We start from the raw sequence: 13518 nt of genomic DNA, 5'->3' as shown, positions 1-13518 counted from the left end.
AAGTTAGAGATGAATCAGAATGTGAAATCTGTGATGCTTGAAGATTATAAGATTGATATCGGCGGTTTATCGCAGATCGGAGTTGATAAAAAAGTTAACCAAGATGCGTTTTCCATAGGAGTGGTACCTGAAAAAAAGCTTGCCTACATTGTTGTTGCTGATGGACTTGGATCCTGCAGAAATTCAGACAAAGGCTCAGCAAGGATAGTAGAAATTGTAGAGAAATGGGTTGTCGATAAGCTTCCTGAGTATTCTTTTATGAGCAATAATGTGGCAAATATATTAGCCAAGCGAATGGTACAGGAATGGACGGCTTCCTATGAAGCAGAAGAAATAAACGATTATGATTCGACGGTTCATTTTGCGGTTTTTTACAATGGAAGTCTTCTTGTTGGCGGAGTCGGAGATGGCATGGCATTGCTAAGTTATGACTCGATTGTATGTAAGGATATTGCTAGTGCTGACGATCTTTTCAGTAATGTGACAAATTCAATGTGTTCAATAAACGTGTCAGAATTGCTTTCTACAGAAGTTGTAGATAAGGCCAATATTAAGTCCAAGGCAATTATGATCCTGGCAACTGATGGAATAGCTGACGATCTTATTCCAGAGAAAAAACTGACATTACCTGGTTATTTTCAAGAGACTATTGAAAATGACGGAGTGACAGCACTCCAAAGTGAACTGGAGGATTGGCTCGGTGACTGGGCTACAGAAAACCATAGTGATGACAAGACTATTTGTTATCTGTCTATAGAAAAGAGGATTTGATGGGTAGTGATAATGATCTCGTTGGTCAGGTAATTAAAGATACTTTTGGCAGAGAATATCATATTACCGCTGTCTTGAGCAAAGGCGGACAGGGTGTTGTCTACAGAACTTCGGAGGATTACTTGATCAAGATAAACACTTCGATTGATAAGGACAAATACGCTGAGAGGTATCGTTGGCTGCAGAAAAAAGGCTCACAGCTTCCAAAGGAAACAAGGATTGCATTTCCGATTGCAATTTTGGAAGAACCATTTGTTGGTTACGTTATGAAAGAGGCCAAAGGTCATGTTTCTCTTAATGATTATGTAGAGAAGCCTGAAGAAATAGAAGATTTGTGGGATTGGTATTTTAATGCTACTGGTGGCTTAACCAAGAGATTGCAAATTGGTGGTTTGTTAGCAAAAAGCTTAAGGTATCTGCATATCAACGGATACGCATATGTTGACATATCGCCTAGCAATATTTTTGTTTCAAGAGATAAAAATAGTCTTGCCATAATAGATTCAGACAATATTACTTCAGGTGTTTACAGTCCTCTGATTGATGGAACCAATTTCTATATGGCGCCCGAAATTGCGAACAAAGCAGCAGTTGCCAATACAGTAACTGATACATACTCATACGCTGTTTTGCTTTTCAAGATGTTAACGACTTGTCATCCATTCATTGGAGATGATGCTGAGGATGCTAATCCTGAGTGGGTTCAGGAGTCTGTAGACAGGGGAAAGCTTGATTATATTGGTGATCCGAATAGCGATAAGAACAAAAACAGCAATTTTGAAAACACAAAAGTCTTTCTGACGGATGAATTGTTGGAGCTTTTCAGGAGAACTTTTGTAGACGGTAAGCTCGAAAGTTCAAGAAGGCCGACGCTTATTGAGTTCATGCGAGCTTGTGCGCATGCTAGGAATCACGTTATACAGTGTGATAATCAGGACTGTGATGCAGAGTATTATTATACAGGCAAAGACTGTAACTGCCCATTGTGTGACGAACATATAAAAAAGGTATATCTACTTACAAGCAGAAACATGGTAAGGACTAAAGGAAAAATTCTGATACCCTTGGATGCCGCAAAAGAAATGCAGCCGCTTGACGTCTATTCTGATGTAGTAGGAAACATGGCTGTGACAAAGGAAATGAAATATATAAATCGAAGCTTTTTTGACGAAAATATTCCCTTTGAATCTGATCAGACTCTTGCAGCTGTAGCAAGAACAAAAGACGGAAAGCTAGCAGTGATTAATCTGTCAAATACCAAGATAATTCTCAACGACTCAAAGATGTCGAAACCAAGAGAAGTGTCTTTATATAAAAAGGGTGTTACGATTCCGTCGGTAATAGATGAAACACCGGGAAAACAGTTTATGTTTTTGGATAAAAATATCGATGTGACCACTGACAGTGAATTCATAGATACAAAACAGATTGAGAAATTCTATGGAACAACCGAAATCAGTAAGTTCATACTGATCAGGCAGGAGGATTGATGAGAAGCAACAGAATAAAATTTGCAAATGAGTTTTGTTTCATGGCAAGTATAGATAACGCCGAAGGGAAGATAAAGACAGGGATAGTTGATTATCAGATTCCACAGGACGATCTTTTTATTAAAGATGCGGATGGAGCCTTTATTCGAGTTGGCATTACTGCTGAAATGCAGACAGTAATATCAAGACTTCGTTCTTCATATGGAAGAGCTCTCCTTAGAGCGGACTTAATAGATGGAGCAGATATTTCCTTTACACTCATGGAGTTTTCTGATGCTGTAAATTATGATGAGGAGAATCCGCTTAGAATTGTGATTGATCAGGCAATTGCTGCTGATCTTATGGCCAATGATATAGAGAAGGAAAACGCTGCAAATGAGATGAGAAAGCAGCTGATTGTTGATGAAGGAGGCAAGTATCTTTTTGCATATAAAAATGAAAAAGAGGATGGCAAGCTACAGATAGTCGGCGATAGATATACAGTCACAATTGTAGAGACGCCTCAACATTATCTTCACATCATTCAGATTATTAAGAGAACCAATAAAAGCAGGATAGATTCTCCTATTATGCTGGTAAAAGGTAACATTGAGATTGTTGATGAGATAAACGATGCTGCGATGCTTACGGCCAGAGCTGATGAGCAATATGCTAAAATGATCAGCTCCGATAATGAATTTATCAGCTTGTGGAATTTATATAACGAGCTGGAGATGGAAAGTATAAAGCAAGAAGCATCAGAAATGGGCTTCTTAAAGTACAAAGGGTTCAGATATGCCAATGGGGTTATAGTTTTCTCCCTAGATAAATGCTATACAAGACGAGAGTTCTGTATAGATAACATGTACTATGTCGCAATTCAGAATATAGATCCTCTCGATCCCCTCGGATATAATTTCAAGGCCGCAACTATTGTTGGCTCTGAGATAGACTATAGCTGTGTTAACACAAACGAATTCAGGATAAAAGAAGATATGGATACAACGTGTATCCTACCTTCGTCAGGTTATCTTCTTCCAAGCTTGACTGGATCAGAAATACAACGAAAGCGTAGATTAAAGGCGCAGAGAAATATCCTTTCTAACAAATGCAGATTACCTGGATTAAAAAGTGTAATCCAAGGTGGCGTGCAGGTTGGGGTGATAGGACGTCGGAATCAGCCGATTTCTGCGGATCTTGAACAGACTGTGTTTGAGAATAAAGAGGATCATTTTACCGAGAAACAAAAGCATGCAATTGATGTGGCTATTAACACACCGGACATTGCTGTTATTCAGGGGCCTCCTGGAACGGGAAAGACATCGGTTATAAAAGCTATAGTAAAAAGAATAGATGAGCTTTCGAACAGTAAAGCCAAGATTCTTATTACGTCTACACAGCACGATGCAGTAGATAACGCGGTAAAAGAGGTTAATTATGGCGGTGTTCCAGTTAATCGAATAGCAGTACGAAAAGGGAGAGAGGACGGCAATTACCTTATCTATGACTGGATAGATAAGATGATGGATTCATGTGAAGGCTGGCTTGCGCAGCAGGAAGATAATTCCAGAAGTAAGGTGAGGGAATTATTTGAAAAGCTTGTTCTAATAGAGACTTCTAATGATTATATGACAATCAAGAAACTCTTAGAAGAATGTGACATTTTGACAGCTGATATGGAACTGAGTCCGGAACTACATAAGCAGTATGCGATGGTGATTTCTGAGCTGGCTTCAGTTTGTAATGCACCTGAAAGCGAAGAGAATCCATTGCCAGCTTTGATAAATGGCCAAAGATTAAGTAAAGAGGCTTATCTTGATGATGGAGCGATTCAATTAAAGCAATTAGAACGTTATCTGAAGTTTGATAGCGAACTGGAATTTGACATACCTGATTATTGGAAAAAACTTGAGAAGGTTACAGATGACTGTGCTGAATTGGATGGCTATTTAGAGAATTTGAAAGCGGATTGTGAAAGATTGGAAGCCTTATGTCCTGGAATGACAGTAGTTAATAATGAGCTTCTTGATAAGGACATACAAGACTTGATTAGGGGATACCGTTTAGAACTTGTTTCCAAAGGAAATGATGACGGTGCTTCACTGGCTAATATTATATGGGAATTCAAGCAAGAGCTTACAAATAGTAATAACGTAGATAGACTAATAAGAAAGTACTCGAAGATAAATGCTGCAACTTGTCAACAGTCTGCAAATCCTAATTTAAGTCCATCTATGGAAGGATTCGATGATGATTACGATTTCGTAATTGTTGACGAGGCTGCAAGATCAAATCCGTTGGATTTACTTATTCCTATGTCTATGGGCAAAAAAATCATTTTGGTTGGAGATCATAAGCAGCTTCCACATATGGTTGAGAGGGATATTGTGGAGGCAGTTGCCAGCAAGATTGACGGGAAAAATGTAGAAACAGTGTTGGAAGAGTCACTGTTCATGAGATTAAATGCGCTTATTGGTTCTGAAGATAAGAAACTTGGTATAGACAGAACAGCTATGCTCACTGAGCAGTACAGAATGCATCCGGATATATGCGAGTTGGTTAATGTCTTTTATGATGGAAAACTTGATACCATGTGTAAGATAGAGAACAAACAGCATAATTTAGGATTATATGATAATGATGCGCTTGTTTGGATAGATCTCCCGCTTTCAGAAAAGTTCCCTGCAGAAGTAAAAAAACAAAGCGCTAGCAGAAAATGTGAGGTTGACCAGATACAAAAGGAATTGTCCAAGATACTGGCAAAAAACTCAGAATATGAAATCGGTATCATCACTTTCTATAGCAAACAGGCTGAACTCCTCAATGAAATGGTTCGTGCAAATTTTCCAAGCGACATTCACCGAATTCAGGTTGGTACTGTAGATGCATTTCAGGGAAAGGAATTTGATGTTGTTTTATTATCTGTAGTTCGTGCTAACAGAGAGAAGGATATGAAAAACAGAGTTGGATTCCTGAATAATAACAATCGACTTTGTGTGGCATTTAGTAGAGCTAAGAGACTACTGATAGCAGTAGGGGATTCAGAAACAGTTGCATTTGATGAAGAACATGAATATGTAAAGCCATTACTTGAAATGTATAAGAAAAGTCATGTGATAAAGGAGCAGTAATATGGCCAAATTGTATGATTTTGGTGCTGATTATAGAAATGTCAGTGCCAATGAGAGAAGGGCGTTTGCATGGCCTGTAGCGGTATGGACGTGCTATATACCAGAGAGCGATGTTCAGGACATAAATATCCTTGAACATCTGATATTACAACTTGTCAATAACGGCATAAATAACCCCAAGGCTATATTGTGTTCCCAAATAGGCTTTAATAAGGACTTAGTAGACGCAGCTATTGAGTCCTGCAGAAATGAAGGATATTTCGATAAAAGAACTAAGGAATTGAGACTTAGTAATGATGGGAAAAGCATGGTGGCTAAGTATGATAACCCATATTTAAGCGATTTAGAAGCTTCTAAGAAGAATAGAAAAATATATATGATTCAGGATATGGTTACAAAAAGTGTTATTCCGGTTTTTGATATCACGAAATTGCCGGATTATTATTTGGAAGATCCTGGTGCTTTAGAAGTAAAGTATGAGAACAACTATGGGAAAAAACCCAAAAGTGCTGCGATTCGCACAGCCATGAGATATTGGGCGAAACTGTGTAATAATTTGAGGCGTGGCGAAGAGACTGGATCAAATACCATTGACTGCTCAGAAGTCACTGTAGATACAGCTCAGATGGATGGATATATTCCATTTGAGGATGAAATTGATTGGGAAACAATCCAGGAAGATGGGAGCGTCGAAGAAGATGTTAAGACACTAGCTGAAAAAGAAGCGGAAGATAAACAGAAGCATGACTTGGAACAGATTACAAATCTAACAATTTTGGACGATTCACCGGAGTATTATTCAGCCAGAGGATTTATAGCAATTAACAAAAATGCTCCAGATGAACTAATAATTGTTTCACCTTTTGGGAAGCGCCTTGACGATTGGTTTAGAACTGTTATTAACAGAATGAGGGCATGCAACAAGGATTTTGAAGATGAGATACAGTTGTTCCTAATGGAGAAGAAAGAAGAGCTTAAAGACTCTATTGCATTCGGTAATAATTTGGATATTGCTCTTTTTGACAAGTATCCATATATATGCAATGACTCTGAATATAAAGCAGTAAAGAGGACAATTGAACTTCTTACGAAGAGTAAGTATCGTTTCGAAAACGGAGAAGATGAATCGGCTGAATTTGCGCAAAATATGAGGAAAGCTTACGAAGCGAGTCTAAGGCTTTTGGTTAAGCATAACAAGCATTTGTACGAATGCCAAAAGCTAGAGTTTTGGGAATATAACCAAAAACTTAAGACATTAGTGAAATCCTACTCTTTTTTGTCTGATGACATACTTAGAGAGTATAAATACGTATATAACAACATGCTGAAATGTAACGATGACGATGGAAATGCTCCTGGATACATGGCTATGATCTTGATAGATGCATGGGAGAATAAAAATGGAGTTTCTATGGAGCTTTTAAGAAGCCTTCCATTGTTGCCTTTATCAATAAAAGAATATACGTCAAACCTTAATGCATATAAGGGGGCAAAGCGAAAAGGTGCAGGAAATATTGCGTCCCATGGCGGTGATGAGCTGGCAGATTTAGAGTTTACTTTAGCTGAAGTAGAGAAACAGTATAGTGAGTTTGAAGGAAATTTTATTGCCCTTTATAACAGATACATGGAGGCGGTTTAAATGAGTAAGAAAAAGCAAAATGCACTATTTGGAAATCAGAAAAATGATAGCCAAAAATCTCAGGCAGAAAGAATCGAAGACTTAAAGCAAGCTCAAAAGGATAAGATAGATGCTGCACTTATTACAGATGAACGAGTGGCAAATAAGGTGGCTGAATTGGAGGCCGCAAAAGAATCTTTGGAGGCAGATTATAAGGAAAAAGAAGAAAGCCTTAAGAAAGACTATGAAAAAAAGCAGGCTGATCTGGACCTAAAAGAACAAGTGTTAAATAAACAGAAGGATGACCAGGAGAAGAAGGCAAAAGAATTATTAAACACTCAGGCCCAGGTTAAGAAGGAGTGTGAATCTGCTGTTGCGGAGGAGATTGCACGTATTAAAGCTGATGAAAGAGGAATCAGAGAGAAAGAGAAGTCGGCTATTTATGCTGAATGGGAAGCCGATAAGACTGCGCAGAGAGTTGAGCTTAATGATTATATCAAGTCTCAGCGTGAAAAAATTGATGAAGAGTATCAAAAAGCTCATGAAGAGAGGAATGCTGCAGAGGAAAGCAAGATTGAGATTATTCGTGAAGCAAATAAATCCATAGAAGAGAAGCGTACAGAACTTTCTAAGGAATATGAAGCGAGAATAAAAGAACTATCATCTAGAAAAGCCGAACTTGAGAAAAAAATGGAAGAAATGGCCGAGCAGAAGGCTGATCTGGATGAAGAAGCAGAATACGTTAAAGAGCTTAAGGCTAAATATAGTCAGTATTCTGAAAAGGAAGTTATTAAGCTACAGGAACAAATTGCACATTATGAGCAACAGATAGATGCATATTCAGAGATTATTAAGGAACAGAGGGAAAAGGCAACAAAAATGGAGAGCGCACTTTTGGATGATAATGGCGAATCCATGGTTGCGAGAATGCAGGAATTAGAAGCAAAGCTTGAGGAAGCAAAGCGCAGAAATGATGAGCTGGCAAATATGCCATCCGAGGAAGAGATTGAGAGACTCCGTGCAAATACTAAGGAATTGGAGGCTGTTAGAATAGCTCTTGACGACGAAAAGCAGAAGAGAACAGAGGCAGAGGCTAAGATAAGTGCCTATGCAATGAGTACTCGTGAATTGGAGAATGCTCGTGTTGCTGCAGCTTCATTGGAATCTCTTAACAATCAGCTTCAGATGAAGCTTAAGTACATAAGCGAGCAGTATAAGAGTACACAGGAGAGCAAGTTTAAGGTACTTCTTGATATAGATAAAGAGATTGAAAACCAGAAAATATTCAATCCTTCTGGATTCAATGGCTCTTTAGAGGAGCTATGCGAGTATATAAGAAATTATGGAGCTACTAAGAAGGGGCTTTACTATTCCGTTGATACCATCAGGGTGTTCTTGGCTTCTCTTGCTGCATCAGAAAGTGCATCCAGGTTACTAATATTACAGGGACTGAGCGGAACTGGAAAATCTAGTCTTCCCAGACTTGTGGCTGAGGCGCTTGGAACAGAGTGTAAGTTTGTTCCTGTACAGCCTTCATGGAGAGATAACAGAGAGTTACTTGGATATGACAATGATTTTACAAACAGATTCAAGGAAACTGAGTTTACTAAATATCTGTATGAGGCATCGGCTCTTGAGAATAGAAATAAAATGTTTTTTATTGTGCTAGATGAAATGAATTTGGCCAGAATAGAGTATTATTTTGCTGATTTCTTATCTGTATTGGAAAAACCAAATCAGAATGAATGGATTGTTCCACTTGTATCTGGTTATTCAGAATTAGCCGAGGACCAGAAACCTAAATATCTTGATTACTCAAATGAGGCAGCAAATATCATCGTTAGCAATAATATATGGTTTGTTGGAACAGCCAATAATGATGACTCAACATCGATCATAACAGATAAGGTTTATGACCGTGCACAGGTTCTGGATATGGATAGCCGTGTAGATCCATTTAAGGGAGAGACAGTAAAGAAGATTGCTGTTGATATGGATGAGATGTTAGATCTTTTTAATGCCGCTAAATCTACAACAAAAAACAAGCTTAACAAATCTGACAAAGAAAAGATTGAGCTGGTGGATGATCTTCTCAAAGATATGGATATTACTTTTGGTAATAGAATAATGAGTCAAATGGAGGAGTTTGTTCCTGTGTATATTGCTTGTGGTGGAACGAAGGAAGCAGCTGTGGATTATCTTTTGACTCATAAGATTCTTAGAAAACTAGATGAAAGGTATGAACCATATCTTTTGAATAGGCTCGAAGACTTGAAAAATGGCTTGAATGAAATTTATGGGAATGGTGTATTTAAGCAGAGTATTAGCAAGATAGAAAAGCTAATAGAAAAGATTTCAGGGTAATATATAATGCAGATATTTGTTAAAAATACAATGGGCATCGAACAATTGCCAGAAGAAAACTGCAAAACAGAGCTGCTTTTGTATGATAATATTCTTCAGATTAAGCTTGGAAATGACGAAAGTGTAAAAATATCATCGAGCTATTGTGAGGAAGAGTTTACAGGCGCTGGAGAGTATGTGTTTCCTGTACTTTTAGATAAGCAAAACCGGTGTAATATTACGGTATGGTATAACTCTGTCTATTTTAAATATACATTTATCTTGCAGAACACGATTCCTTTGGATGAAGAGGATATTATTAATCTCTTCAAATTTGAAGAGCAGATGGAAGAGGCGTTTAGAATTGGCAAGGAATACTCAGTAGAAACGTTATATAACGCGATTAAAGAAGACCAAGTGTCTCTTATTATCGAGAAAACACCGTATGCAGGATACGATGACCAATCCTTGTTAAGGAAAATTGCTGAAGTGGTTCCGATGGTAATGGATATATGTTCTCATCCTAAGAAAAGCCTCAAGACCGAGGAGGCAGTATTGGATGTCAACATAGTTAAAGGTATTAATTCCAGAACCATGGATCATCTTGCGTCTCATTCAGAACATTGGAAGGCTAGGACGCTGAACGGATTGGTGCCTAACAGATTGAGAACAGATGTATATGAAGATGAAATAAGCATTTACGAAAACTTGTTTTTTAGGATGGCGGTGGACGATGTGCTTAGGTATGTCCATAGGCAGGTAGTTAGTCTCGAGAAAACTATACAGCAGAACGATAGTACCATAGATTGGAATAAATATGGAAAGGATTTATCAGATTATAAACGTACAAGGATTTTTGAACAACTCCTGCCAGATTATAATCTAAAAATAAAGACCGAAGAGAATGGGACGTTGAAAGATCTTCTGAAGCAATGGGAGAAACTTGAGCGCAGTTTTTCTACTGTAGAAGCATCAAAGTTTTATAGGAGCATTGATAAAAAGAAGAGAATCAGCAGGAATATTCAGCCGACAAATATTCTAAAAAAGGATTCAAGATATAATGCTTTATACAGACTTTGGGGTGAGATCCAAAGACAGATTGTTCAAAATCATCAGGATGAGATGGGGGTTCAAGGATCCGTTGATTTAAGTTTTAATCATTGTTACGAAATGTATGTTACAGTGCTTCTCATGTACGTGTTTAAGCTGCTTGAATACAGTATTGAGCCCGGATCTAAGTTTACGATGAATATTGATGGTACATTGGGGGTTGATGCATTATTTTCATCAGAAACAATAACATGCCATTTGAAGACTATGTCAGAATCTGACAGTGATGTGGGACTATTCCTGGAGTATGTAGAAAAAAATACAGTCGAATATCTGATTCCAGCGAAAGCTGCCAGTTACATGAATAAAATAAGGACTGCACTTCCATATGGGGCTGCTATAGATAAAACTGGCAAAAGCATAATCTTTACTTCAAAGCCAGATGCTACTGAACAGAAAAAGATGAAAAATCTGTTCCACATGAGTAAGTCAGAGGAAAAGGGGCTAACACAGCAAGAAAAGCGCTTGCTAGATGAAGCAGATAAAGTTTGGAGAGTTGAGCTTGAAGAACTTTTTGCATCGACTGGATTCAAGGAGCAAAGAAAAGAGGCTTTACGCATAGTTCCGCAGTTTGCAAAAATTGAAAACACGGAAGCTGCTGTGGATAGGTTTACACAGAATGCACTTGATTCAATAAATGATCGAGTGGTGTTCATTTTTCCGATAGATTTGAGCGATTATAAAAAGAGCATTAAATCAGACAAGCTGATTTCACGACTTTTGAGCTATGGAGAGAAGTATTGTGATGAAGATGCAAAGCGATGGGGAGATTATAAGGCAGGAATAATACCTGTTGCTCAATCTGAGATGAATTCTGCTCAAAGGCTCATGAAGCTCGTCTCATCGCATTCTGCAAGGCTTCAGATAAAATGGAGTAGAGGAAGTGTGATGTGCCCTATCTGTGGCTCAAAGGATTGTCTGGATGAGGGTGACAATAACTGGAGGTGCAAAAATCCGGAGTGTGGAGTAATCTTTGGTAAAACCAAGCATGCTGACGGCTGCGGAATGAGCTACGAGTGGTCCAGACCATTTGTAGAGATAAAACGAGACGATATTAGAAATCTCGATTACTTTGACTTGATGCTTAAGAAAGAAATAATCTTCGACAGGCTGACAATTACAGATTTTGAGTTTGAGGAGCAACCGGATCATAGAATTAAATACATTCCCGTTTGTCCAAAGTGTGGAAAAAGAATAAAACACTGAGTGTAAAAAACGGTGCGAATTTGAGAAATCATTTTCGCATCGTTTTTTTAATTAGAAAAAAATCCGTTTGTCGTATCATCAACTCATAACAAAGAGATGCTTAAACAAAACGGAGGTACGGGAACATGGCAAAGATGAAAAAGAAGTCACACAGTAATGCAAGGCACACAGTAGGTAACAGATGCATGAGTTGTGGAGGACGCTGTTGGCGTAGCGATGTTTGGTATTGCTGGGAATGTTACAAGTATCAGTACTATGAGTCAAAGTGAAGAATGGAGGACTAAGAATATGAAGAAGATTATTTTAAAGGAACAGATAAAGCTTGTAGGTATTAAGAATTTCAAAGGTGAGGATAAGATGATTGATTTTTACATCACAGCACCAGGGAAAGAAGATATCTACGCATTCAGCAAAAGATACACACATACTATATATGACATTTGTAAATCCGGAATAAGAGTAAACGAAATCTCTACAAAGAGAAGCAGAAATCGTTCCGTAATGGGACTTGTTAAATACCTTAATGTGATGCTGCCTTACCTGACAGAATATTATGGATTAGAAGTTGCGGCATGAAGGGAGGGACCATGAACGAAGTAATAAATACACTTAAATCGGTTCAGGTACCGGTGCAGTTGTCAGGAAACAATCTTATAGCACTTGCTATTATAGGTGCTCTTGAAATGGTTGTTGTAACTGCAATAACAGAAGGCTATGGAGTAAATCTTAGTGTTGAGACTACTAAAAACGGGGTGAAAGGAAGTATCAACTTGAAGGCTAGTGGATAGTAGCTGAATATGTATGAAAAAGAGTTGGCTTGGATCGTTACATTGTCACGTTTAGGCAAATGATAGGAGGCGCCTATGAAAAAGGATGAGTGGAAACTGACAAAAGAGCTCGGCCGCTTAAGAAAATATGGCTTTCTTCTTCAGGCAAAGAGATGTACTGAAGATGATCCGTACAATTTCAAGTATGACATCATCTTTGCAAACAGCAAAAATGTGTTGGAGCCATACTGCAGCCTGGAAGAAGTTATGGGAATAATAAACTCAATAGAGACATGTCTTGACATGATAATTGACTACAACAAAAACAAGAAGAGTGAACTACAGTAACGGAAGGTATTGTTAAGGGGCTCTGGAATGGGGAGAGATAATCAATGAATAACACAGATAATTCATTACTTGTATCAATGGTTAGAGATCTTGAAATGACACGCGGAAAATATAATGGCTATTCTTACGTTACAACCATTAGAAACATTCTGGTAGGCAAGGAATCCGCTTATATCGCACCATTTTTCGTCACAAAACCGTATTACGGAATGTTTGCAAGGTTGTCTAAAGACGAGACAAGAAGAATGATGGATAATCTGATTTCTGCAGGGGAACTTGATTACATTATTTCAGATAAGGGCAAGAAACTGTATTGCACTCATGAATATCATGATCATTTATGCCGGTGTTGTTAAAAGGCACTGATTGCCAGGAAAGGGAGCATATTATGTTAGAGTTTATCGCTATTTTTATATTACTGATTTTCGGAATGCCATTCTTCGGATTTTATCTTCTTGTAGATAAGAAGCAGGAAGCTAATAGAGGACTTGGCCTAGCCGTAATGATTGTTGGAATTATTGTTTGGTGTATGTTTGGGATCATATAAGGAGGTGAGCAGAATGGGACATAACTGTGACTGTCATCATGATCATGACCATTGTGGACATGACTCCCATCATGATCATTATTACTTTTATGGGAATTGTGGAGGATATAATTTCTGCGAGTCTGATGGAACGATTGTTGGTTCGATATTTTTAGCCCTGGGTATTATAATAATATTAGTAACTGTATTTGGGTAATTAGATCAGAAA

Annotated in this window: 12 protein-coding genes; all 12 read left to right on the top strand. The window is 38.1% G+C overall.

The window, feature by feature from the left end:
- Positions 1 to 9 precede the first annotated feature (9 nt).
- The 12 genes from G613_RS0110095 (at position 10) to G613_RS19485 (ending at position 13310) form a co-directional block, all read left to right on the top strand.
- Positions 10 to 771, top strand: coding sequence for a protein phosphatase 2C domain-containing protein (locus G613_RS0110095; protein ID WP_029232549.1), 762 nt, complete (start codon positions 10 to 12; stop codon positions 769 to 771).
- The gene (locus tag G613_RS0110090) at positions 771 to 2261 is read left to right on the top strand and encodes a serine/threonine protein kinase (RefSeq protein ID WP_029232548.1); all 1491 of its coding nucleotides are present in this window, start codon (positions 771 to 773) and stop codon (positions 2259 to 2261) included. The genes G613_RS0110095 and G613_RS0110090 overlap by 1 nt, the downstream gene beginning before the upstream one ends.
- A complete protein-coding gene (locus G613_RS0110085) occupies positions 2261 to 5371 on the top strand; it encodes a DEAD/DEAH box helicase (RefSeq protein ID WP_029232547.1) in 3111 nt (1036 codons plus the stop codon). The genes G613_RS0110090 and G613_RS0110085 overlap by 1 nt, the downstream gene beginning before the upstream one ends.
- Position 5372: 1 nt before the next feature.
- A complete protein-coding gene (locus tag G613_RS0110080) occupies positions 5373 to 7010 on the top strand; it encodes a hypothetical protein (RefSeq protein ID WP_029232546.1) in 1638 nt (545 codons plus the stop codon).
- A complete protein-coding gene (locus G613_RS0110075; RefSeq protein ID WP_029232545.1) occupies positions 7011 to 9353 on the top strand; it encodes a hypothetical protein in 2343 nt (780 codons plus the stop codon).
- 6 nt (positions 9354 to 9359) lie between these two features.
- Positions 9360 to 11648 (top strand): hypothetical protein, encoded by a 2289-nt coding sequence (locus G613_RS0110070; RefSeq protein WP_029232544.1) that lies wholly within the window; start codon positions 9360 to 9362, stop codon positions 11646 to 11648.
- Positions 11649 to 11773: 125 nt separating this feature from the next.
- Positions 11774 to 11917 (top strand): hypothetical protein, encoded by a 144-nt coding sequence (locus G613_RS19490; protein WP_155828065.1) that lies wholly within the window; start codon positions 11774 to 11776, stop codon positions 11915 to 11917.
- 19 nt (positions 11918 to 11936) lie between these two features.
- The gene (locus G613_RS0110060) at positions 11937 to 12224 is read left to right on the top strand and encodes a hypothetical protein (RefSeq protein WP_029232543.1); all 288 of its coding nucleotides are present in this window, start codon (positions 11937 to 11939) and stop codon (positions 12222 to 12224) included.
- Positions 12225 to 12235: 11 nt separating this feature from the next.
- Positions 12236 to 12436 (top strand): hypothetical protein, encoded by a 201-nt coding sequence (locus G613_RS0110055; protein ID WP_035774570.1) that lies wholly within the window; start codon positions 12236 to 12238, stop codon positions 12434 to 12436.
- Positions 12437 to 12511: 75 nt separating this feature from the next.
- Positions 12512 to 12763, top strand: a complete 252-nt coding sequence (locus G613_RS0110050) for a hypothetical protein (RefSeq protein ID WP_029232541.1) — start codon at positions 12512 to 12514, stop codon at positions 12761 to 12763.
- Between the two features lie 44 nt (positions 12764 to 12807).
- Positions 12808 to 13119: a hypothetical protein gene (locus G613_RS0110045; protein ID WP_029232540.1), complete on the top strand. Its 312-nt coding sequence runs from the start codon at positions 12808 to 12810 to the stop codon at positions 13117 to 13119.
- Positions 13120 to 13151: 32 nt separating this feature from the next.
- Positions 13152 to 13310 (top strand): hypothetical protein, encoded by a 159-nt coding sequence (locus G613_RS19485; RefSeq protein ID WP_155828064.1) that lies wholly within the window; start codon positions 13152 to 13154, stop codon positions 13308 to 13310.
- Positions 13311 to 13518 lie beyond the last annotated feature (208 nt).

This window comes from Butyrivibrio sp. VCB2006 (assembly GCF_000420945.1).
Lineage (GTDB): Bacteria > Bacillota > Clostridia > Lachnospirales > Lachnospiraceae > Butyrivibrio.
Note: the sequence above shows the minus strand (reverse complement) of the source record. Positions and strands in the feature narration are given on the sequence as shown.